The sequence below is a fragment of the Enterococcus canis NBRC 100695 genome (assembly GCF_001544375.1).
GTDB lineage: Bacteria > Bacillota > Bacilli > Lactobacillales > Enterococcaceae > Enterococcus_H > Enterococcus_H canis.
Genome location: NZ_BCQJ01000003.1, coordinates 181794 through 205808, shown reverse-complemented (window position 1 = coordinate 205808; position 24015 = coordinate 181794). Strand labels below are relative to the sequence as shown.

Annotated in this window: 13 protein-coding genes, 1 pseudogene and 1 CRISPR repeat array (1 of these 15 cut by a window edge); of the genes and pseudogenes, 9 read left to right on the top strand and 5 right to left on the bottom strand. The window is 42.8% G+C overall.

The window, feature by feature from the left end; translation table 11 throughout:
• Positions 1 to 1774: a CRISPR direct-repeat array (repeat unit 33 nt; unit sequence GTCGCTCCTCACTTGAGGGGCGTGGATTGAAAT); it reaches 816 nt to the left of the window's first position.
• 761 nt (positions 1775 to 2535) lie between these two features.
• The 3 genes from ECA01S_RS06250 (at position 2536) to walJ (ending at position 10483) form a co-directional block, all read left to right on the top strand.
• The gene (locus ECA01S_RS06250; protein WP_067392747.1) at positions 2536 to 8634 is read left to right on the top strand and encodes a SpaA isopeptide-forming pilin-related protein; all 6099 of its coding nucleotides are present in this window, start codon (positions 2536 to 2538) and stop codon (positions 8632 to 8634) included.
• Between the two features lie 221 nt (positions 8635 to 8855).
• Positions 8856 to 9569, top strand: coding sequence for an alpha/beta fold hydrolase (locus tag ECA01S_RS06245; protein ID WP_067392744.1), 714 nt, complete (start codon positions 8856 to 8858; stop codon positions 9567 to 9569).
• 101 nt (positions 9570 to 9670) lie between these two features.
• On the top strand, positions 9671 to 10483 hold the full coding sequence (gene walJ / locus ECA01S_RS06240) for an exodeoxyribonuclease WalJ (protein ID WP_067392742.1): 813 nt from the start codon (positions 9671 to 9673) through the stop codon (positions 10481 to 10483).
• A gap of 66 nt (positions 10484 to 10549) precedes the next feature.
• On the opposite strand, the gene ECA01S_RS06235 is transcribed toward walJ, so the two are convergent.
• The 5 genes from ECA01S_RS06235 to ECA01S_RS06215 form a co-directional block, all read right to left on the bottom strand.
• Positions 10550 to 11179 (bottom strand): NAD(P)-dependent oxidoreductase, encoded by a 630-nt coding sequence (locus ECA01S_RS06235; protein ID WP_067392739.1) that lies wholly within the window; start codon positions 11177 to 11179, stop codon positions 10550 to 10552.
• Positions 11180 to 11195: 16 nt separating this feature from the next.
• On the bottom strand, positions 11196 to 11516 hold the full coding sequence (locus ECA01S_RS06230; protein WP_067392736.1) for a thioredoxin family protein: 321 nt from the start codon (positions 11514 to 11516) through the stop codon (positions 11196 to 11198).
• A 99-nt stretch (positions 11517 to 11615) separates the two neighbouring features.
• Complete coding sequence (gene treR, locus ECA01S_RS06225; RefSeq protein ID WP_067392733.1) at positions 11616 to 12332, bottom strand: trehalose operon repressor; 717 nt, start codon at positions 12330 to 12332, stop codon at positions 11616 to 11618.
• Positions 12333 to 12367: 35 nt separating this feature from the next.
• Positions 12368 to 13015 (bottom strand): beta-phosphoglucomutase, encoded by a 648-nt coding sequence (gene pgmB / locus ECA01S_RS06220; protein WP_067392730.1) that lies wholly within the window; start codon positions 13013 to 13015, stop codon positions 12368 to 12370.
• Entirely contained in the window at positions 13012 to 15642 is a 2631-nt protein-coding gene (locus ECA01S_RS06215) for a glycoside hydrolase family 65 protein (RefSeq protein ID WP_082703263.1), read from the bottom strand. Before ECA01S_RS06215 ends, pgmB begins: the two co-directional genes overlap by 4 nt.
• Before the next feature lie 329 nt (positions 15643 to 15971).
• On the opposite strand from ECA01S_RS06215, the pseudogene treP reads away from it, so the two are divergent.
• The 6 genes and pseudogenes from treP (at position 15972) to ECA01S_RS06185 (ending at position 23983) form a co-directional block, all read left to right on the top strand.
• Positions 15972 to 17960, top strand: a pseudogene (treP, locus tag ECA01S_RS06210) (PTS system trehalose-specific EIIBC component).
• 210 nt (positions 17961 to 18170) lie between these two features.
• The gene (locus ECA01S_RS06205; protein ID WP_067392727.1) at positions 18171 to 19067 is read left to right on the top strand and encodes a permease; all 897 of its coding nucleotides are present in this window, start codon (positions 18171 to 18173) and stop codon (positions 19065 to 19067) included.
• A 10-nt stretch (positions 19068 to 19077) separates the two neighbouring features.
• Complete coding sequence (locus ECA01S_RS06200) at positions 19078 to 19923, top strand: TIGR03943 family putative permease subunit (RefSeq protein ID WP_067392724.1); 846 nt, start codon at positions 19078 to 19080, stop codon at positions 19921 to 19923.
• Between the two features lie 232 nt (positions 19924 to 20155).
• Complete coding sequence (gene licT / locus ECA01S_RS06195; RefSeq protein WP_067392721.1) at positions 20156 to 20983, top strand: BglG family transcription antiterminator LicT; 828 nt, start codon at positions 20156 to 20158, stop codon at positions 20981 to 20983.
• A gap of 98 nt (positions 20984 to 21081) precedes the next feature.
• Positions 21082 to 22995 (top strand): beta-glucoside-specific PTS transporter subunit IIABC, encoded by a 1914-nt coding sequence (locus tag ECA01S_RS06190; RefSeq protein ID WP_067392718.1) that lies wholly within the window; start codon positions 21082 to 21084, stop codon positions 22993 to 22995.
• Position 22996: 1 nt separating this feature from the next.
• Entirely contained in the window at positions 22997 to 23983 is a 987-nt protein-coding gene (locus ECA01S_RS06185; protein WP_245631200.1) for an ADP-ribosylglycohydrolase family protein, read from the top strand.
• Positions 23984 to 24015: the final 32 nt, after the last annotated feature.

Below are 24015 nucleotides of genomic sequence, written 5' to 3'. Positions count from 1 at the left end.
TCACTTGAGGGGCGTGGATTGAAATCCTATGCCCTTGGTGTTTACAATAAAAAAATTAGGTCGCTCCTCACTTGAGGGGCGTGGATTGAAATACCCAACGTAACCGTTAAACGTCAACATTTAAAGTCGCTCCTCACTTGAGGGGCGTGGATTGAAATAAACTGCTAACGATATTTTCGGGATGAACATTAAAGTCGCTCCTCACTTGAGGGGCGTGGATTGAAATGCCCATAATTGACCAATACCCCGCTGTATAATCACGTCGCTCCTCACTTGAGGGGCGTGGATTGAAATCATCTTTCTACGATTTTTTTGAGGTCATTTTTGGTCGCTCCTCACTTGAGGGGCGTGGATTGAAATCTGACGGCACGTTGCATAATGAGGTTAACGGTTAGTCGCTCCTCACTTGAGGGGCGTGGATTGAAATGTTTTGCAGTCAGTAAAAATAGCGTGCATTGCAAGTCGCTCCTCACTTGAGGGGCGTGGATTGAAATACCATTATCATAACCATTATGAACCGTGGTATGGTCGCTCCTCACTTGAGGGGCGTGGATTGAAATGGCTAGGAGCTTGGGACGTGGAAAACAACGATATGTCGCTCCTCACTTGAGGGGCGTGGATTGAAATATTTCAAAGAATTGAAATACGACGGAGAGAAAGAAGTCGCTCCTCACTTGAGGGGCGTGGATTGAAATCGAATACGAAAGGTTATAAGCCTGTACGCCTTGGGTCGCTCCTCACTTGAGGGGCGTGGATTGAAATTTGCCCTTGCGTATCAGCTCCGATTGAAGTATCTCGTCGCTCCTCACTTGAGGGGCGTGGATTGAAATTTCATTGTCGTCGTCCTCCTTTTTAACTTCTGTTGTCGCTCCTCACTTGAGGGGCGTGGATTGAAATAAAAATACCGTTGCCAATTTCTGACTTGTGCCAATGTCGCTCCTCACTTGAGGGGCGTGGATTGAAATTCATCCTTCGTGGTGGTGCGCTCAAAAAAAGTAATGTCGCTCCTCACTTGAGGGGCGTGGATTGAAATATCCGTATTGTACTTATAGCGTATTTGCTTTTGAGTCGCTCCTCACTTGAGGGGCGTGGATTGAAATTCTTTTAGCATTCATAAGAAGCCACCTTTCGATATCGTCGCTCCTCACTTGAGGGGCGTGGATTGAAATGGTATAGATGGGGTTGATTGCGCTTTTCAAAAAGTCGCTCCTCACTTGAGGGGCGTGGATTGAAATAAGATAGCTTTTGTGAGCTGGCATATTATCAATAAGTCGCTCCTCACTTGAGGGGCGTGGATTGAAATCCACTCGTCAGGTAAGTAGTCACTTTCTAAGGCGTCGCTCCTCACTTGAGGGGCGTGGATTGAAATTTTCATGATTCACCTACTTCCACCAAAAAAGAAGCGTCGCTCCTCACTTGAGGGGCGTGGATTGAAATATACTTCCTCCACACTCCCATCAACTAACGTAGCGTCGCTCCTCACTTGAGGGGCGTGGATTGAAATTCGTAACCAGATGAAAAGTAGGCCAAAGAAAGGGTGTCGCTCCTCACTTGAGGGGCGTGGATTGAAATCCAAAAGTATTCTAGGTTGTCTAACTCAGCAATCGGTCGCTCCTCACTTGAGGGGCGTGGATTGAAATAATTTCAAGCTTGTTGATTTTCATTGCCATATGATGTCGCTCCTCACTTGAGGGGCGTGGATTGAAATAAACGACTCAAGAAGGAAGTTATCAAATTCCAAGTCGCTCCTCACTTGAAGAGCGTGGATTAAAAATTTTTCTGCCCAATCCCTTGATATACTTAATTTTATCATCGCTATTCATACCAAGAACTAAAATAGAAATCATGCGTACTAATTACAATTCTATGACGTAATATTCACTCGGGTTACCAAAATGATAAACACATCTTCTCTATCTATCGTTAAGCCTCCAGAAAAAGAACCTCTTGAGGTTCTTTTTTGGTATCCACTGATAAACTTCTCATTTTTAAATTTCTAGAAAAAATACTATTCGTCAAATAATTCGATATTGTTTTCACAAACTAACGTAACTGGCAACTGCAAATTTTAATAAAACCATATAATTTGGTGGATAAGGATTACTTATGTTTCTGTAAGATTGTGAAACTTACTCAATTTATATAAAAGCTCCTACCAATTACACTTTGTTAATGAGTGTACGATAATAAAAATGATAAAAATATGAATGTTATCCATTTGTATATAAATACAAATGGAAAGTTGAAAATATTATAAGGATATACAAACTAGTTGTTGTTGAATAGGATTCCATCTGCTGTTTCTTCCAATAATTACTATTCATTTAATTAATCTTATTTTTTATTTAACGATCATTTTTAAGTGCGTAACAAAACAGATTGAAAACACATGAAAACTCTGTCCAAATACGGTTGTCAAAATTTTTTAGATTATAGTAATAATTTGAGAAAAACGATTGTTTATTCAACGAAAGAGCCTATCCTTATTAATGATGATGTAACTTAAGAATTATTATCAAAAAGGAGTGGGTTGAAATGAAGAAGGAAAAAATGCGACACCGATTGCTTTACGGTTTTATGAGTTTATTATTGATGATACAAGCGTTTATGCCCTTGATTGCGGTGGCTGAAACGGTCTCGCCAGATTGGCAGGTGGGCGCACTGGAAGAAAAAAATGCGCAACTGAATCTAGCAGTTAATATTCCGGAAGGAAAAGAAGCTGTTTTTCGCTATTCGAATTTAGATGTGAGTGAGGTTAGTTGGGCTTCAGGAAAAACTGAGCCTAAGCTGACCCTTGATGTTGATAAGAACGAGATTCACATTGAAAAAGCTGATAAGGCTCGTGAGGATAAATTAGTTTTACATGGTACTAGTGGCGATCAAACGGTCACGATTTCATACAATGACCAAAAAGCTGTCTGGCAGCCAGCTGTCTCATCAACGACTAACTCTGAGAGTCAAGCAACGACTGAGTCTAGTCAAGAGGCAATAACTGCAACAACCAAATCCACTGGGGAATCAGAGCCGGCTGAAACGACGGCTACCACAGATTCGTCTGCAAGTACAGAGTCTACTAGTTCTTCAACGACTTCATCTACGGATGCGACTGAAAAATCGGATTCTCCAAAGGATAAAAAGGCTCCAGCTAAGACAAAAGCGGCGGAGGGGACAGATATTCGGACGTATTTTCCTGACGGCGAGGGGACAATTTTAACAGACAGTAATATTTTATTTACAGACAAGGACGGTAAACCACTGACACCACCAATTCCAGCGGATGCCACCGTTCGTTTGACTTATGACTGGAAGATTCCAGAGGACGTCCGTAAACAAATCAAAGCGGGCGATTATTTTGAATTTCATTTGCCGGCAGAATTGGTACCCAATCGAGAAATGTCAGGGGCATTGAAGGATAGTGAAGGGCATACCTACGCGACTTATTTTGTGGGAAAAGATGGTACTGTCCGCTTTACTTTTACAGAAGATGTGACGGAGTCTAGCGATATTAAGGGTGATTTCTATTTTGAGAGTCATTTTGAAACGAACCATATTGATGGACCGGGAGACATCACAATCCATTATCCAACAGAAGATGACTTGCCACCGGTTGATGTCATCATTCGTCCCGCCACTGAGACTGAGATTGATAAGCAAGGCCAATTTGACCGCACCCCTAATCCAAGCCAAGTGGAATGGACGGTAGACATTAATCAGGCAATGAAGGATCATACCAATTTGAAAGTAACGGAGAATTGGCCTGATGGTATTGATTATCGTTCGGTGGAAGTATATGAGTTAGTGATGAATCTGGATGGCACCGTTAAGGAGGTCGGGACGAAGTTGCCAGCTGATGCCTACACGGTAGATGCTAACGGAAATGTCACCATCAAAGGCAAGACAAACAAGGCATATCGTTTAGTGTATCAAACAGATATCGCGAACAGTGCTATTCCAGATAAGGGCGGCAAAGTTCATTTTGAAAATGAGGCAGTTCTTACCAGCGATGAGCTGACAGATGGGATTAGTGCCGAAGCTACGGTGACTAATAATTACGGCAAATTAATCGAAAAGGACAAGGCCGGTTATGATTCGAAAAATCAAGAATTTTCATGGGAAATCAAATACAATTATGGTGAAAAAAATATTCGCCAAGACCAGGCTATTCTGACGGATACCATGAGTGATAATCTTGCATTTGAGCCGGATTCGCTAGTTGTACACAAAGTGGCATTTGACAAAGATGGGAATGAAGTCATAGGGGATCCGTTGAAAACGCCTGATGATTATGTAGTTGAATTTGATGAGGCCGAGAATAAGTTTGTACTGAAATTTCAACATAATATCGACTATGCCGTGAAAATCGACTACAAAACGAAAGTTGATACGTTAGTAACTGATGATACGAATGTTGACAATAAAGTCGTAGTTGATACCGGTGGCGATGGTCAAGAAAGCGGTAGTGATGGGACGGCAGTTCAGCAAAATATTGTCAAATCATTAGGCAAACCTGATTATGCCAACAAGACTGTTGACTGGACGCTAGAAGTCAACAAGAACGGGTACTATATGGAAGATGCTGTAATCACGGATACCTTTTCACCTGTACCGGGACTCTGGCTAACGCCTTCGCACACGACTGAAACGAACTATCAATTGACGATTGAAACGGCGGACGGCACAGAGCTTTTCGCACCGGAGGACTATGAATTACAAGTTCAAACCAATGAGCATCACCAGGAAATGGGCTTTACCATCAAGCTAAAGGGAAAGTACGCTAAAACAGAGGAACATTTTATCATCCGTTACACGACTGATTTTGATGTTTCTGATTTGGATCCTGATGGCGAAACCGGACCAGATTCATTTTTAAATCATGCGGGAATCGACTGGACAGACAAAGATGGCAATGAGCAACATTCAGAGGATGGAAAACCGTTTAAACCACATGATCCCTTCTCCTTAAACGCGGAAAAAGGTGGCGTTTATAACGCGGTGACTAAAGAAATCACCTGGACGGTTATTGTGAATCTTAGTGCGAATCAGCTATTGGGGGCAAAATTGACTGATCCAATTCTGGATAATCAAGCTTATGTCTCTGGAAGTGTGAAGGTCTATAAGGCACAAACCAATCCCGATGGAAGTGTTCATATCAGCGGAGAAGCTGTTAATGAGGATATGCCGTCGATTGTTGAACCGAAAAAGGAGAACAATCATACCTTGACGGTGGACTTTCCAGAAGGAGTTGCGCAGACTTATGCGGTGATTTTTAAAACGTCATTAGCAGATAAAGTTATTGATGGTTCTGCCAGCTACAACAATGTGGCGGACTATACAAATGGTGGCGATGACCGCAAAGTAACGGGGAAAGTATCTATCCAACACGGCGGTGAGTCTGTTCAAAAAGATGGTGTACAAGATCCGGATGATCCGAATTACGTTTTATGGCACTTAATGATCAATGGGGCGCAGTCGACTTTAGATGATGTGGTGATTACTGACCAGCCTTCTATCAATCAAGTACTAGATGAAAAATCAGTCACGATTTATGCAACAAAGGTTGATGCTGATGGAAATATCACACCAGACCGAGACCATCCATTGACTGCGGGAGAAGATTATACCGTTGAACTAGCGACGGATAATGCAACGGGACAGCAGACCTTAACAGTTAAAATGGCGCATATTGAGACTGCCTATTATATGGAATATCGAAGTTTGATTCTTTCCAGCGTCACCGGAAAACAAGACACGGTTTCGAATAATGTGCATATTAGTGGGACTGGTAGTAAGGTTATTGAAGGCGATGACGGGAAAGATGTCTTGGTTCAAGTGGACAACAGCGGCGGCAGTGCTAATGGTCAACGCGGTCGGATTGTGATTCAAAAAACCAGTGAAGATGGCAGTACACCATTAACCGGGGCACATTTCCAACTGTGGGATTTAGCACAGGAACATATCTTGCGAGAAGGGACCGTTGATGAGCAAGGCCGTATAATTTTTGGTGGTTTACCTTATGGCGACTATAAATTAGTGGAGACTGTTGCGCCGGCAGGCTATACGATTTCTGATGAACTAGCGGCTGGCAAAACCGTTACGGTTTCAGCGGATAGTTCTGCCGAAGCGGCACAGCCTTTAGTTGTCGTTAACGAGACAAACAAAGTCATTTTGAAAAAAATCGATGAACAAAAAAATACTTTGATAGGCGCGCGCTTTAAGTTAGAGCAATTGACCACAGAGATTACGGGTTCTTCCTTCTGGAAAGAAGTCCCTTTGCAAAATGATCAAACGGATCGCAACGGTCTTTTGGAAGTGGATCATCTGGCGCCAGGACTTTACCGTTTTGTGGAAATTTTTGCACCAGATGGGTTTATTCTAAACGAGTCACCCCATGTATTTTTCGTGTATGAGGAATCCAACGGTCAAATACCGGAAGTGGATATCACCATGACCAATTACCGTGGTAGCGCAAGTCTGGTGAAGGAAGACGCTGAAGGAAATGGTCTAGAAGGCGCAGAATTCAAGGTGGTTGATGCTAAAGGGCAAGATGTTCCGCAACAATTAGGCTTGCAATCAGATGCTGTGGGACTGGTCACAGCGTATGGCTTAGCGCCAGGTGATTACCAATTTGTTGAAACGAAAGCACCGCAAGGCTATATTTTGAACACAACACCTATTCCTTTTACAATTGATTCAGAACATGGTGGCAAACCTAATACAGTCATAGCTGCTGAACATTTCAAAAATTATCAAGGGTCGGCTCGATTAGTGAAAAAAGATGCTACCGGAAATCCTTTAAAAGATGCCGAGTTTGCGGTTTTGACATCTGAGGGCGCGGAAATTGCTAGTGGGCTGGTTTCCAATGAAAAAGGGGAAGTAACGGTCAACGGGCTAGCACCGGGTCATTACCAATTCAAGGAAACGAAAGCACCAACCGGCTATTTGCTTAATGATACCTTGCAACCATTTGAGATCAGCGGCTCTGCTGCAGGCGAGCCAACGGTGGTTGACGCCGGGACTTTTACTGACTATCAAGGGGCATTCAAGATTCGGAAGGTTGATAGTCAAGGACAAGAACTCTCAGGTGCTGAATTTACCTTATTGGATGAAAATCAACAACCAATTGAAAAAGCAACTAGTGATAGTCAGGGACAGGTCACCTTCAGTAAGTTAGCACCAGGTACCTATTATTTCCAAGAGACCAAAGCACCGCAAAACCATGACGGTGCGCCGTATATTCTTAATCCAGCGTTGATCAAAGTCGTGATTCCAGATCATTATACGGGGGATCCACAAGTCTTTGATATGGGCGATTTCCAAAACTTCAAGGGAAAAGCTGTCATTACTAAAGTTGGTTCAGCGGGTTCCGTTGCAGGTGCTACCTTTGAACTTTCACGGATCGTGAATGGGGAGGAACAATTAGTCCGCACGATTACTGTACCAAAAACCGGCGAATTAGATTTGGATGATTTAGGTGTTGGCAGTTATAAACTGGTAGAAACGAAAGCAGCGCCAGGTTATGTGCTGAATAGTCAACCGATTTATTTTGTCGTACAAGCTGAAGGAACAACCGATATAACGGATGAAATGGATTTTACAAACTATCAAGCCGAAGTTGTGGGACGGAAGGTTAATGAGGACGGTACGGCACTAGCTGGCGCCAAATTTGCGATTTACGTCGCAAAAGATGGTAAAGCAGTAGGTGATCCTCTAACGGTCCAAGACCGCGAAGGCCATGAAGTACAGGAAATCATTTCAAATGAGGCCGGCGAAATTTATGCGAAGGGTCTTTCAGTAGGCAAATATGTCTTAGTGGAGACGGCAGCGGCAGCGGGCTATCTTAAAGAAACCACTCCACAAGCTTTTGAAGTGACACCGCAGTTAGGCAATCCAGAACCTATTGAATTAGGTGATTTCGTCAATTATCGTGGTTCAGCGTTGCTAGAAAAAACAGATGATACAGGTAACCGCTTAGCGGGCGCCGTTTTTGATGTGGTGAATGACGCGGGTACAACAGTCGCAACGAAGCTGACTTCAGATGAAAATGGCCAAGTATCCGTCACTGATTTAGCGCCGGGAAATTACCAATTTATCGAAACCCAAGCACCAACAGGTTATATTCGGAATACGACCCCGGTGACCTTTACAATCGAAAAGGAAAGCGCCGGCAAGCCTAACACTATTAAGCTGAAGATGATTAATTATCAAGGCAGTGTAATCTGGCAAAAAACAGATGAAACAGGCAAGGTCTTAGCAGGTGCCGTTTTTGAAGTCACACATCAAGGCAAAAAGATCGCAACTGTTATGTCTGATGAAAAGGGCCAAGTCACGTTAGCGCATTTGGCACCAGGTGCTTACACAGTAGAGGAAACAAAAGCGCCTGAAGGTTATCAATTACAAAAGGAACCGGTTAACTTTGAAATCACGGCAGCTGCCGCTGGTGAACCGGAGCAAGTTGTGTTGCAACCAATCATCAATCGTGCCATACCAGCGAAACCAAAAACTGACAATAAGACCCCAAGAAAGCCTGGCCAATACCCGGCGACTAACGAGCAAAGTACTAGTCTCTATTTTGTACTAGGAATAGCGTTGATTGGGTTAGCAGTCTTTATCGGCTGGAAGCGAAAGAAAAATTAGGCAACGTTGTAAGGTCCCTTGACAAAATTTTTGTCGGGGGACTTTTTGTAAATTAATGCCGTATCCATCGCAATTTCTTCAACAATAAATGGTTTGATTATAAGGCACGGCGAAGTGATTAACTTAGTTAATAGGCTAAATGTTAGACACCTCTAAAAGGCTAATTTTTCAGAGTGCATGGTATAATAACTGAACTATCAGAAAGGAGAGGACGAGTCTATATGAAACGTAAGATTTGGCGGTGGTTAGCGTTAGGAGTTGCCATGCTGCTAGTAGCTAGTGGTCTATTTTTGGCAGCGAGTTTTCATCATCCAACGGAAAAGGCCGCAGAGGTTAGTCAAACAGCAATTGATCAAAAGGGATATTTGGCCTTTGAAGGCGGCGATAAGGTTCCGCTGATTGTGTATCCAGGTGCTTTAGTGGATTCCGCCAGTTATAGTATTTGGGCGCAGCAGCTAGCCCAGGCCGGACACTCGGTCTATTTACTGAAAGTTCCCTTAGATTTAGCTGTTTTAGCACCAGATCAGGCGGAAAAAGTTTTGGCTGCTTTTCCAGAAAAGGATTTTGTACTGGTAGGTCATTCGCTGGGGGGCGTCATGGCGAGTCGTTTTATCCACAATCATCCAGAACGAATCAAGGGCATGATTTTTTTAGCCAGTTATCCCGATGAAAAAGGCAAACTGCCGGAAAATTTGCCGGTCTTGTCGTTAACTGCTAGTCAGGATCAAGTTTTAAACTGGGAAAGTTATGACGCGGCTAAACGTTTTTTACCTAAAACAACGGTTTATGAGGAAATTTCTGGGGGGAATCATGCGGGCTTTGGCAGCTACGGTAAACAATCAGGAGATGGCACGGCCACGATTACGAACGCCACACAACAGCAAGAAATTGCCAAGCTGATGACGCAGTGGCTGGCACAGTTTTCAGAAAAATAACGAGGGCATTAAGTTTTCATAATGAACTCGCTTTCTTGAGTTTGACCATTTCCAAATGCAACAAAGGTATGTATAATGAATGAGGTAGAAGAAGGGGAGCGATGAATGTGACAGCAACACCAGCATTTCACGTGAGTATTTTAGCCAGTGGTAGTACTGGCAATTCATTATACATAGAAACACCAAAGAAACGGCTGCTGGTGGACGCAGGCTTAAGTGGCAAAAAGATTACGTCCCTGTTGGCAGAAGTCGGTCGTAAGCCGGAAGATTTGGATGCCGTTTTGGTGACCCATGAACATCGAGATCATATTCATGGTGTTGGTGTTATGGCACGGAAATATAAACTAGATGTCTATGCGAATGAACAAACTTGGCAAGCGATGGACGGGATGATTGGCAATGTCGCAGTTGAACAGAAGCATATTTTCGAAATGGGTAAAGTGTTAACCTTTGACGATTTGGACATTGAAAGTTTTGGCGTTTCTCATGATGCGGCAGCACCGCAATTTTATCGTTTTTATAAGGATAACAAGTCCTTTGTGATGTTGACGGATACGGGCTATTGTAGTGATCGGATGCGTGGCGTTATTAAGGGGGCAGATGCTTACCTAGTGGAAAGTAACCATGATTTGGAGATGCTACGAATGGGGCCATATCCATGGAGCTTGAAGCAACGTATCTTAGGCGATAAAGGACATTTGTCCAATGAAGATGGTGCTTTAGTCATGACCGATATTTTGACGGATCAAACGAAACGCATTTATCTTGGACACTTGAGTAAAGAAAATAATATGAAAGAGCTGGCGCACCTGACAATGGAGAACACCTTGCGGGAACATGACTTGGGTGTGGGAGAGACGTTCGAAGTTTTCGACACAGATCCTGATCACGCCACCGAGCTTTTTGCCATTTAAAAAAAGACCTTCAGCAACTAACGAAAACTAGTTGCTGAAGGTCTTTATCTTTTATCTTAGTCCTGTTTACGCGTCCACTACGCTGAAATGTTGTTGAATATGTTGCGGATTTTCGATTTCATCCACTAAAGCGATGGCGTAATTGCCCATACTAACTTCACTTTTACCAGCATGATTATGGATCATGCGGTCATCACTAAGCTTGAATTCACCTGTTTTAGCTCCATTAGGATTGAAGTAAGCGGCAGGGCTTAAGTAGGTCCAATCAAGATCCTGACTGTCCAAAAGATCCTTCAACCCTAACCACATATTATGAGCGGTTGGATAAAAAGGTGCATCTGGTGCGACACCGTCAATCATACGGTTGGTACGGTCGGCATCTAAGAACAAGGAAGAAGCACCACCAACGACGATTAGCCGTTTGCCACTGCCTTGCAATAGGTCAACTAAATGTTGGATAGAATCTTGATGAAGTGTTTCTTTGCCAGCAGGGGCATTAAACGCGTCCACAATGACATCAAAGGGAGCTAAATCGTCTTTTGTTAAAGTAAATAGGTCCTTTTCAATTGTGAGAACGTCTAGTTTTAGCTTTCCCTTATTGCGGACTACGGCAGTTACATCTAAGCCGCGGTCAACGGCTTCTTTCAAAATCTCTGAACCAGCATGACCACTGGCTCCAATCAAAGCAATTTTCATTCTTCTTCCTCCTTGGTTAAGCGACTTCCATCAGCATATTGATTTGTTCTTTTAATTTTGTTACTTGGACGAAGCGGGCCTCGCGAATGTACTCCTTACCATGGGCGAAAAACAGCACCGCGGGTACCGTCATAATTTCTAAACGGCTAGCGATTTGTGGTAGTTCATGCGCATCAATGCGGTAAGCCTTTAAGGCAGTTTCCTTCAAGGCGCTTTCTAATTGCGGCAAGAGTGCATGACAAACACTACAAGTTGGCAATGAAACATAGATCAGCGCGAAAGGTTCTGTTTCGATGACCTCATCTAAACGTTCCAAAGAATGGATCGGTTCAAACAATTGTAACGCCTCCTTTGCAATTAAAGCTTACTTCCTTATAAAAAGTAAGTCAATTTTCCTGCTTAAAAAAACAGTCGTGGTTAGCGACTGTTAGGGAAATTATGCTTTTCTACGACGCGCAAAATCAACGAAACGAAATTTGTCCAGGCGATGAATAGACTCAGTGTATTCAAAGCAGCGAGTATCGTCAAGATAGACTAGGCTGCGAACGGTGACCACATGGGTATCATCCGCGGGTAAATCCATTAGATCCCGTAACTCCTTATTAACAGGGTCGACCGTAATCTCCTTTTGAGCGTAGGCAATCTCCAATCCTAAATCTTGTTCAAAATACTCATAGATTGAATCTTCGGCTTTTTTTTCAGGTAAAGTCGGAATAATCTTAGCATCGAGGTAATCTTTGTCTAAAATCACGACCTCACCGTTGATTTTTCGTTGGCGAACTAGCTTCCAAGCTTCTGAGGCTACTGGCCAATCCGTAATTTTATGGAGAGTTGGTGAAACGGCGATTTTCCTAATTTCTACTACCTTAGTTTCATTAGAAATATGCTGGGCTTGTTGTAGTTCTTTAAAGCTTGTTAAACCGGAAATAGGAAAATCAAAGCGATTCAAATCTAGTACAATGGACCCTTTACCCTGCTGCTTTTGGATATAACCAGCATTTCGTAACAGGTTCAAGGCTTTCCGAATAGTTTCTCTGGAGACGCCATACATTTTGATTAGCTGATTTTCGCTAGGTAGCATAGTTTGAGGTGGGTATTCTTTTGAAAGAATCTTCTGTTCTAAGTCTAGAAAGATCTCTTTGAACTTATTCATCTTGCGCCTCCTGTCAAAACGTTTTCTCCATCATCCTATTTTTTCAGTAATTCGTCAATATCTAGTTTGGAAAAGCTAGGGACACATAAATCAGCTCTTGGCAGCTTTTCGTTAGATATAATTCCTACTGCATAAATTCCGGCCGCTTTTAAGCCTGCGATTCCTGCGATAGCATCTTCAAAGCCAATCGTTTCTTCGGGCGCAAGCCCTAATAGCTCGACAGCTTTTAAGAAAATTTCTGGATGTGGCTTACCTTTTGATAAGGTACTGGGATCGACAATGCCAATAAAATATTCATCAATTGCGAGCTTATTTAAGATGTAGTGGGCATTCTTTGAAGCGGATGCTAATACACAAGGGATCTGGCGATTTCTTGCTGCTTGTAAAAAGTCAGCCACACCGGGTAATAGTGAATCTGGTGTCAAATTTTCTAATAAAGCAACATAGCGAGTATTCTTTTGGGCAGCTAGCTGACGTTTCTCACGTTCATTGAGGTCTTCCTTTCCACCAAGGTGCAGAATTTTTTCCAAAGACTCTTCGCGACTAACTCCTTTTAATTCTTCGTTAAACATACGATCGATGGTGATTCCTACGCTTTCAGCTAGCCAAGACCATGCTTCGTAGTGGAATTCTGCCGTGTCAGTTAACACGCCATCTAGGTCGAAAATAAAGCCTTTCTTCATAGTACCTCCTTATAGAAAATCGTGGTTGCTTCTCCAGCATTTAAGGAGTAAGCAGTTTGATTTACTAATATAGTTGTCGGGTGACTTGGGCTGATTACAAGGGCATCATGGCTTACAGAAACCTTGTAGCGGATACCTTGGAAAGTCATTCTATAAGAGAGACTTTGCCAAGCTTGGGGCATCCGCGGCTGGAAGTGCAGTTGCTGTTCGCGAATATCCATCCCAGCAAAGGTGGTCAATGGGATAAATAGCGTTGCCGCCATCACGCCGGCGTGAATTCCTTCAGCGGTTGTGCCACCTTGAATGTCTTGGTAATCAGAGGTCAAAGCTTCTTGGTATAGTTGCCAAGCTAAGGCGTCCTCTTTTACCATTGCCGCTAACTGTGCATGAACTACTCGAGAAAGCGTTGAGCCATGAGAGGTACGAGCTAGATAGTAGTGCAGGTTTTTTTCAACATAATTGTCAGGTAGCTTATAGCCCAAATCATGTAGAATTCTATCTACTTGATTTTTAGCTAGGTTGTAAAAGATCATCAAACTGTCTGCTTGTTTGGCTACCTGATACTCATCGGCTGAACGACCTTCTGCATTTAAAATGCGGTCCATGCGGTAGACATTGCCGTATTTTTCGCGGTAGTAATCCCAGTCTAATTCTTGCAGCTGGAAATAACCTTCAAATTGAGCAATGATGCCTGCGGGGTCTATTTCTAGTTGTAATCTTTGCCGAATTTTGCCAATTTCGGCTAACTTTTCGGAAGTTAGACCAATTTGATTCGTAATGAGTGGTAATTCTTGAGGAAAATAATGCTGCAATTTTTCTACTTCTTCAAATAACCACACCACCATCATATTCGTGTAAGCATTGTTTTTTAAACCACCAGTTTTGCTATGAGGATAGCCTTCATGAAATTCGTCAGGTCCCATGACGCCTTCAATGATGTAGCGCTCTGTTTGAGGATCCCACTGGGCAATGCTCCGCCAAAAAGCAGCAATCTCTAACATTATTTCCAGTCCATAATCAATCATAAATTCGCGATCACGGGTGTTATGCCAATATTGCCAAACATTATAGGCTATCGCTAAGGAAACATGGCGTTGGCGGCGACTATGATCTTCTTTCCACTCCCCACTAATGGGGTTTAGATGTAACTCTTGTGACTCTTCAGAACCATCTAAGCCTGATTGCCAAGGGAACATGGCTCCTTCATAACCGACTTCGCTAGCCGCTTTTTTAGCGGCCGCGAGGCGATGATAACGATAAAGTAACAGCTGTTTAGCGGTTTCTGGGAAATGAAGAATATAAAAAGGCAGAATGAAGAGCTCGTCCCAAAAGATATGTCCGCGGTAAGCCTCGCCGTGTAGACCTCGGGCCGTGACCGAGGCATCTAGTCCTTGGTTGCCATTAGGCGACGCCGAACATAGCAAATGGTACGTATGCAAATTCAGTAATTTTTGTGACATGAGGTCGCCTTCAACTTTCAAACCGGCTTCCCGCCAAAGCTTTCGCCAGGCTTTTTTTGATTCGCTATATAAGGCATTGAAGTTAGGGAGACTCGCAAGGGATAGTCCCACGTCTGGTAGCTTTTCGTGAGGTCGCGCTTGGTAGACAGCCACAGTTTTTTCTAAGGTATAGGCGGTTCCTTCACTAGCTGAAAAGGTCAACTTTTGCTGGATTTTTTCGTCAGTTTGTTCAATGACTAAATTAGTTAAATCTAGCTCACTATGCAAGGTTGAATGCTGGCTAATAGTGATTTGTGACTGTTTTGTTTTAGCAACCAGCAAAGCGTTAGCGCCATTTGCTGCCAATTTATCAATCGTCAAATGTCGTTGTGTTAAGCTGCGATAGCGAGCAACATTATAGTTGTAAACCGCGCCATCGGCCTCTGCTACTAATGTGAGTGTTCCGGAAAAATTCACAGGAGTGACTTGATAACTGATACTGTAGTAATGTTTTGCGGCCATGCTGACGATTTTTTTAGAGGTAATCAAGACCTGCTTACCTTGCCGTGTTTCAATTAAGGCTTTTGATTGAAAGAGTCCTGTTCGTAAATCTAATTCCCGTTCAAAAGACAGTATATGATTATTAGCGATGTCAATTTTTTCATTATCAATCAGTAAATAAATTTTTTGTAAATTGGGCGCGTTGACAAAGTCCTCATTGTAAATCGTGCGATCGCCAACTTTCGAAGCAGCTTGATCGTATAAACTGGCCAAATAAGTCGCCGGATAATTTTCATCAGCAATTTCCATTTCAGGAGTAGTCCCTCGTAACCCCAGAAAGCCGTTACCAATAGTTAACAAAGATTCAACGGAGTACTCATCTTTACCTGGTGTGTAGCCACTGTAACGAAGGATCCATGGGAAATCTGCTTGGGCCTGAGCGAGATCCTCGGCTTGGTAAGCGAAAGGCAGATTCAATTGTTCGCTGAGCCAATGAGCGAGATCTTGCTGTCCGTTAGTCGTGGTTACATTGATAGGGCTGGACTCAATCGTGCCCCCAATAAGCTGTTGCTCGTCGCATAACTGTTGAATTACTTTAATGTTGGTATCGTCAAAAGAAATGGCTTTTTGATCTGGTCCTGTAAAGTGCAAGGCTTGCTCTATTACTTGAATCGTTGCGTGTTTCATATGCTCCCTCCTTAACTTGTCTATACATGTAAGTTAATCATAACGTGAAATGAAAGTGATTTCAATATTTATTTAATTATTTCAGTCGCTGGGCTAAAAGCAGTCCTGTTAATGTTTTTCATAAGTAATAGGAAGATTAAAAATTTTAATTGTTATAAAAACGTTGATATAACAATGAAAATAAACGATTAAATTTTTAGTCGTTTGGTCAAAGCAGACAAGATATTTTGTATTTTATTAAAAAAAAGTTGCATATTCATTTTGTAAGCGTTATTATAAAAGTAGCTCAACAACTTATATATACAAGTTAATAATTAGGAGGGGACAGAATGGGTAAGTATCAGCATGATGCCGAGCAGTTGCTGAAGGATATTGGTGGTAAGGAAAATATCGCAGCAGTTACACACTGTGCTACAAGAATGAGATTTGTTTTAAACGATCCGCAGAAGGCCGACGAAAAAGCAATTGAGGACATTCCTAGCGTAAAGGGGATGTTTACCAATGCCGGCCAATTTCAAGTTATTATTGGCAATGACGTTTCAACTTTTTACAATGAATTTACAGAAATATCAGGAGTTGAAGGTGTTTCTAAGGAGCAGAGCAAGTCACTGGCTAAACAAAATCAAAATCCCGTCCAACGTGCTATTGGGGTCTTAGCAGAAATTTTTACACCGATTATTCCAGCAATTATTGTCGGCGGGTTGATTTTAGGTTTTCGCAATGTACTAGAAGGAATTGACTTTGGTAATGGTACGATTGTTTCAAATTCGGTATTTTGAAACGGGGTCAATGATTTCCTCTGGCTACCAGGTGAAGCAATTTTCCACTTCTTACCGGTGGGTATCACCTGGAGTGTGACACGTAAGATGGGGACGACCCAAATACTGGGGATTATTTTAGGGATCACGCTAGTTTCACCGCAACTGCTGAATGCTTATGCCGTGGGTGGTACAGCGGCTGCTGATATTCCGTTCTGGGATTTTGGTTTTGCACAGATTGATAAAATTGGGTATCAAGCTCAGGTGATTCCAGCAATGTTAGCTGGGTTTATGCTGGCCTATTTAGAACGCTGGTTGCGCAAACGAATTCCAGAAGCAGTGTCCATGATTTTTGTACCATTACTGTCCTTGTTACCAACAATTTTAGCTGCCCATATTATTTTAGGACCATTTGGTTGGTGGCTAGGTAGTGGCATTTCGGCCATTGTAAATGCTGGTTTGACTTCATCAGTCAGCTGGTTGTTCAGTTTTATCTTTGGGGGACTCTATGCGCCATTGGTTATTACAGGTCTGCACCACATGACTAATGCTATTGATATGCAGTTGATTGCAGACTTTGGCTCAACTAATCTGTGGCCGATGATTGCCTTGTCTAATATCGCGCAAGGTTCGGCCGTCTTAGCGGTGATTTTCTTACATCGTGGCAACGAAAAAGAAGAACAAGTTTCGATTCCAGCAACTATTTCTTGTTACTTGGGTGTTACTGAACCAGCGATGTTTGGGATTAATTTGAAATATGTTTATCCATTTGTCGCAGCTATGATTGGTTCAGGTTTGGCAGGTATGTTCAATAATTTAATGGGCGTGCGGGCGAATGCTATTGGCGTTGGCGGCTTGCCAGGTATTTTGGCCATCAATGGTACAGAAGGTGGCGGTTGGCTGGCTTTTGGCATCGCCATGGGAATTGCGATTGTGGTTCCATTCGGCTTGACCGTGGTGTTCCGCCGGCAGGGTATCTTTAATAAAATCGATCCAGTTGATGAAGTTACTGGTAATCTGTACGCTGAAGAATTTGCAACAGCAGGTGCGAGTATTCAAAATGTGGCGGCTGGGTCTGCTACAACCACTGTCTATGCGACGGAAACAGAAAGAATTTTTGCACCAGCGGCTGGGGATGTGATTGCCATTGGTGAGGTAGCCGATCCCGTCTTTTCTAAAAAGATGATGGGGGATGGCTTTGCGGTTCGACCAACATCAGGTCAAATCTATGCACCGGTAGCTGGGAAAGTTACAAGTATTTTTGAAACAAAACATGCAATCGGCATCTTAACGAAAACTGGAGCAGAAGTCCTGGTCCATATGGGCTTAGATACAGTCAAATTAAAAGGCGCACCTTTTGATATCAAAGTTCGTGAGGGAGACGAAGTTACGCCGCAAACATTATTGGCAGAAATGGATTTGAAGGCGGTGAAAGCGGCTGGCAAAGCTACGGATGTAGTCGTAGTATTTACGAATGATGAAAAAATCAGTGGTTTGACCTTAGTAAAGACGGGAATAATCAAACCGCAAGAAGAAATTGGAACGGCTGAAATTCTCTGATAAGCGCATTTGAAAATTAAAAAATGGTATTACTGCACCGGCTTTCCAAAGGTTAGACTAACAGCTAACTTTTGGAAGCCGGTTTTTTTTATGATACAATCGTTATTTTGTGATATTTCTTACAGATAGTTTAAATTCATTTTGACGGACTTGCGTATTTGCAAAAAACGGCGTATATTTAGTTGAATTTTCAAGAATGGGAGGACCGCAATGTTTGATTTTTTACCCAGCTCCGTTTTGCAGATGGGCACGATTTTTTTGTCTATCGTCATTGAAGCCTTGCCTTTTGTCTTATTAGGCTGCATCATTTCGGGAGCCTTACAAGTATTTTTAACGCCTGAGCGGGTCCGGCGAATTTTACCGCAGAATAAATTTCTTTCAGTAGTCGTAGGCTGTGGTCTAGGCTTTTTCTTTCCCTCCTGCGAATGCGGGATCGTACCAATTGTTAACCAGTTTATGAAAAAAGATGTGCCGGCCCATACTGCTTTTGCTTTTATGTTGACAGCACCGATTATCAATCCAATCGTGATTTTCTCTACTTTTATCGCATTTGGTAATAATATCCAATTTGCACTGTGGCGGGTATTAGGTAGCTTTGTGGTGGCTTTAGTGATTGGCACGTGGTTGGCTTATTTCCGTCAAGAAAGCATTTTGAAGGAGTTGCCACCCGCACAATGCGCAGTTGTTCATGAAGAACCGCAAGCTGAAAGTATTGGCGCCCGGGCGTGGTCAGTGTTGACCCATGGCACGGATGAATTTTTTGATACTGGTCGCTACCTAGTCTTTGGTTCCTTAGCTGCGGCGGCCATGCAAACCTATTTGCCAACGGGCCTAATGTTGCAACTAGGCTCTACCAAGATTTTAGCGATTTTGGTAATGATTGTGTTAGCAGTGACGTTATCCCTTTGTTCAGAAGCGGACGCTTTTATCGGCTCTTCTTTATTGAGTTTGTTTGGTGCTGGTCCAGTGGTGGGGTTCTTAGTCTTCGGTCCAATGGTGGATATTAAGAATCTGTTGATGATGAAGCGTTACTTTAAAGGTAGCTTTATGTTGAAATTTGTTGGATTGACAGCTGCGGCAGTTACACTATACGCCGTGATGATTTAAGGAGAAGAAGATGATACGATTTTTTATTTTAGCTGGTTATGTTGAACTGATGATGTATTTGCAGTCTTCAGGTAAATTAGATCAATATATTAACGTTCATTACCGTTATTTGGCTATCTTGTCCATGATTTTGGCTTTTGTCTTGGCGTTGGTGCAACTGATCCAATGGGTTCGTAATGACCACGGGGAACATGACCATGAGCATGCGCATCATGAGGGTCATCACCATCACACTCCCAAAAAAGGTTGGCAAAAAATATTGGGCTACGGCGTGATTGCGGTACCCTTACTAGTAGGGCTGCTGTTTCCAACGGTTAGTTTGGATACCACCATTGTGGAAGCGAAGGGTTTTCAGTTTCCAGTTAGTAAAGAGTCAGTGGGGGACCCGGAAATGCAGACACAATATTTAAAACCAGACACCAGTATGTATTTCAACAAAGATGACTATAAAACACAGATGGATGAGGCCATGAGTCACTATCAAGGGGATACGTTAGAAATCACGGATAGTAACTATTTAGAAGTGATGGAGCTAATCTATAATTATCCTAGTGAATTTATGGGGAAAAAGATTCGTTATACCGGCTTTATTTATAAAGCGCAGCAAGAGGCGCGGACGGATTTATTTGCCTTTCGCTTTGGAATTATCCACTGTGTCGCCGATTCCGGAGTCTTTGGCTTACTAATTCAACCACCTAAGAGTATGGATTTTAACGACAATGATTGGGTCCAATTGGAAGGTACTCTGGCAATGAATTACTATGAACCATTTAAACGGCAAATACCGGTGGTCCAAGTAACCAATGTCACGCCGGTTGCGGCACCAGCAAATCAATATGTCTACCGTTCATTTTAAAAAGAATTCAGCAAACTGCGATGTCTCATTTGAGATGTCGCTTTTTTAATTGTTAAAAAATAACAGACGAACCAAAAGCGAGTCAGGTAGTAATGTTCGTTTTTTATTCGTTTTCATAAAGAAAATGACAAAAAAACCTCGAAGTTTTGTTGACTTCTCTTGAAATATCCCTATACTAGTGGATGAACATCATGATTTTGATGTTCCATTTTAAAAGCTAGGTGGCGAAACCTTGTACATCAAAAAAGTTTTTAATAACAATACTGTTTTGGTAGGCGATCATAAAGGGCTGGAACGGATCGTATTAGGTCGCGGTATCGCCTTTGGCAAGAAAACCGGTCAAGTAATTGACGAAAGACAGATTGAAAAAGTGTTTGTGGTGGATTCTTCGGAAACGCGTGAACGATTTGTGCAATTGTTGGATGAGGTACCTGTTAATCACTTGGAACTAGTTAATAAGGTTTTAAAACAGGCGGAGCAGGAGCTCCATTGCCAATTTAGTGAATTAACGTATATCGGACTGACGGATCATATTAATTATGCGTTGCATCGTTTTCGGGAAGGTCATTTAGTCAAAAATGCGTTATTATGGGAAATCAAAAAATTCTATCCGCAGGAATTTCAAGCAGCGGTGTCGGCGCTGGCGCTGATCAATTATGATGAAAATATCCAACTGCCAGAAGATGAGGCAGGCTTTATCGCCCTCCATTTTGTGAATGGCCAGCAAAAAGAAGCGATGGATCAAACCGTATTAACAACGGAGATCATTCAAAAAGTATCGCTTTTATTGGAAGATGCACTAGGTATTCAGCTAGATGAGGATTCCCTCAACTATATGCGGTTTGTCACACATCTACGCTTTTTTATTCAGCGTATCACCAGCCAAAAAGCACGGCTGAAGGAAGTACCCCCCATGTATGAACAGGTCCAAACATTTTATCCACAAGCAGCTGAAGCAGTGGCCTTGGTCACTGGCTACTTACAGGAAAAATTGGCCTGTGAGGTATATCCAGAAGAGGAAATGTATCTGATACTTCACGTACAGCGGTTAATGAAATAAGGGATTGTAACTGGTTAAGCAGGCAACACCCAAGTAAGAGAATTCGTTCTCTTATTTGGGTGTTGCCTTTTTTATATCACTCAGAAGGGATGAAGAAAATGAAATATCAACAATTGATCACATTTATCTTGCAACAAATTGGCGGAAAGGAGAATATTCTTACCGTGACCCATTGTATGACGCGGCTGCGTTTTACTTTGAAAAATGATGAGCTGGTTAAGGAAGAAGAGCTGTTGAAGTCACCAGATATCATGACGGCCCAGTTTGCCGGCGGACGCTACCAAATTGTAGTCGGAACTCATGTTGCACAAGTCTATCAAGAACTGCAACAAACCTTAGGACTCGCGGATAACGCACCCGAGGAGCAAAAAGGTTTTTTAAATAGCTTGATTGATACGATTACGAAAGTGATCACGCCAGTATTAGGTATTTTGACGGCTTCGGGATTACTTCAAGGAATTTTAGCATTGTTAGTTGTTTTGAATGTTTTGAATACTGATGATGGAGCCTATATTATTTTGCATGCAATGGGCCAAACGGTTTTCTATTTCTTGCCGGTAGCACTAGGCTATACCAGTGCAAAGGCGTTTAAATTGAACCCTTATGTGGGCATGATGTTGGGGGCCTCGTTGGTGATTCCCGAACTGATGACAAATTTAACCACCAATGAGGCACTGTATACCCTTTTTCAAGGCTCCTTTTTTGAAACGCCGGTTTATAAGACTTTCTTTGGGCTTCCGATTTTATTCCCAGCTAATGGTTATCAATATACCGTGATTCCCGTTATCTTTATGACCTTTGTTGGTGCTAAAGTTGAACGTTTCTTGCAGCGCGTGATTCCGGCAATCTTAGCCCATAATTTAAATGCATTTTTGACGATTTTGATTACCGTTCCTTTATCGATTTTATTTATCGGACCAGTGACCAATGTCCTGAGCCAATTGATTTCAGCTGGTGTTTCAGGTCTTTATACTATTTCGCCAATCGTAACCTCCATCGTCGTTGCGCTGTTGTATCAACCACTGGTTATCCTAGGTCTTCATTGGCCACTATCTGCGATTGGTATCAACAACCTAGCGACGTTAGGTTCTGATTACATTTTTCCTATGTCCTTTACCGCTAACTTTGCCCAAACCGCGGTAGTCTTAGCGGTCTTCTTGCGGACTCGCTCTAAGGAGACCAAGACGTTGGCAATTCCCGCGATGATCTCAGGGATTTTCTGTATTATTGAACCGGCCATTTATGGTTTTAGTTTACCTGTCAAAAAGCGATTTGCTTTCTCAATGCTAGGGGGTGCAGTTGGTTCGGTCATTTTAGCGTTATTCTCAGCAAAAATGTATACTTTCTCATTCGGAGCCTTAGGTTTTGTGGCCTTCATCAATCCAGAAACGGGCAGTATGACTGGACTATATCTAGCACTTTTAGCGACGGCAGCGACTATGGCCGTGGCGTTCTTGCTAACATACTTTACCTTTAGTGAACAAGTTGCCCATGAGCCAAAAGATTCCTTAATTCATAGTGAAGAGATTTTAGCGCCTTTTACCGGTACAGTGAAACCACTGGCTGCTTCACAAGACGCCACTTTTGCTAAAGGAGAAATTGGCAAAGGGATCGTCATTACACCGACTGAAGGGGAATTACGTGCACCTGTCAGCGGAACTGTTACGACTGTTTTTCCCGGCGGACATGCAATAGGCATCACTAGTTCTTCCGGTATCGAAGTTTTGATCCATGTGGGAATTGATACGGTTGAACTAAAGGGTACTGGTTTTGCGGTGGAAGTAGTGCCAGGCCAAAAAGTTCAGCAAGGACAGTTGTTAGGCACAGTTGATCTAGCTGCTATTTTGACTGCTGGTTACGACACCGAAACCGTTATTTTAATTACTAATGCTCAAGAATATTTAGATGTGATGATGACCGAACAAACAAAAGTCAAAAACACTGACTTGTTGTTAACGGTGATTCCTTTTGCTCAAAATAAGGAAATTGCATTTGCAGTGGAGGGCAACTAAGATGATGAAAGAGCGAATTTGGGGTGTCTTAGTTGGCGGTGCGTTAGGGGACGCCATGGGAATGCCAACGGAGTGTTGGTCGCAAGAAAAAATCTTTCGTCTATATCCAGAAGGTATCAAGGAGCTACTACCTTCAGATGAACATGATGCCTTTGGCCGCAAAATGGTGGCAGGAGAAGTGACGGACGATACCATCAATACGGTCATGATTTATGAGATGATTGTGGCGAATAACGGGCAGATTAACGCACAGGCTTATGTCAATCAGTTGCTAAAGTGGAACAATGAATCAGGTGTTTCAGCATACGTATCTGGGCCCTCGACATTGAAAGCCTTGGAAAAGATTGCCAAGGGCATGCCGCTAACCGAAACCGGTATTGCCGGCACTACTAACGGAGCTTCCATGCGCATCGCGCCGGTGGGCATCATTAGTGATTATCGTCAGCTAGAACAGTTAGTAGAACGGGTTTATCAAATCTGTTTACCAACGCATAATACTAAAATTGCCATCGCTGGGGCTAGTGCAGTGGCAGCGGCGGTGAGTTATGTAGTCCGGGGTGGCACTTCAATGACCGAACTGTGGCAGCTAGCCTATGATACCTTAGCGGTGGCTGAAGCGTATGGCTATGATTTTCCTGCCGCATCGCTTCGGTTTAGAATGCGACAAGCGCAAAGAATCTTGGCAGAGGAAACGGATCAACGCACCATTTTAGCACGCCTGTATGAAGAAGTAGGTAGTGGTGTTGAAACCATTGAAACGATTCCTTGTGTCTTTGCGATTGTCCAAATGGCTCAAGGAGACCCACTTAAAACCGCACAGCTGAGTGCCTCTCTTGGCTGGGACACGGATACGATTGGCGCCATCAGCAGTAGTATCTGTGGTGGGATGAATCCCAATTTTTCAGCAGAAACAGTGACACAATTAGAAGCAGTCAATCAGTTGAACTTTAAAGAAATGGCCGCTAAGTTGTTGCCTTATTGTTCTTAAAAGAAAGCGAACGAGCGGACTCGTTCGCTTTC

What these genes read in the sequence shown, in the direction of transcription:
- ECA01S_RS06250 (WP_067392747.1), top strand. Translation starts at nt 2,536, where the DNA reads ATGAAGAAGGAAAAAATGCGACACCGATTGCTTTACGGTTTTATGAGT.
- ECA01S_RS06245 (WP_067392744.1), top strand. Translation starts at nt 8,856, where the DNA reads ATGAAACGTAAGATTTGGCGGTGGTTAGCGTTAGGAGTTGCCATGCTG.
- walJ (WP_067392742.1), top strand. Translation starts at nt 9,671, where the DNA reads ATGAATGTGACAGCAACACCAGCATTTCACGTGAGTATTTTAGCCAGT.
- ECA01S_RS06235 (WP_067392739.1), bottom strand. Translation starts at nt 11,179, where the DNA reads ATGAAAATTGCTTTGATTGGAGCCAGTGGTCATGCTGGTTCAGAGATT.
- treR (WP_067392733.1), bottom strand. Translation starts at nt 12,332, where the DNA reads ATGAATAAGTTCAAAGAGATCTTTCTAGACTTAGAACAGAAGATTCTT.
- pgmB (WP_067392730.1), bottom strand. Translation starts at nt 13,015, where the DNA reads ATGAAGAAAGGCTTTATTTTCGACCTAGATGGCGTGTTAACTGACACG.
- ECA01S_RS06215 (WP_082703263.1), bottom strand. Translation starts at nt 15,642, where the DNA reads ATGAAACACGCAACGATTCAAGTAATAGAGCAAGCCTTGCACTTTACA.
- ECA01S_RS06205 (WP_067392727.1), top strand. Translation starts at nt 18,171, where the DNA reads ATGTTTGATTTTTTACCCAGCTCCGTTTTGCAGATGGGCACGATTTTT.
- ECA01S_RS06200 (WP_067392724.1), top strand. Translation starts at nt 19,078, where the DNA reads ATGATACGATTTTTTATTTTAGCTGGTTATGTTGAACTGATGATGTAT.
- ECA01S_RS06190 (WP_067392718.1), top strand. Translation starts at nt 21,082, where the DNA reads ATGAAATATCAACAATTGATCACATTTATCTTGCAACAAATTGGCGGA.
- ECA01S_RS06185 (WP_245631200.1), top strand. Translation starts at nt 22,997, where the DNA reads ATGATGAAAGAGCGAATTTGGGGTGTCTTAGTTGGCGGTGCGTTAGGG.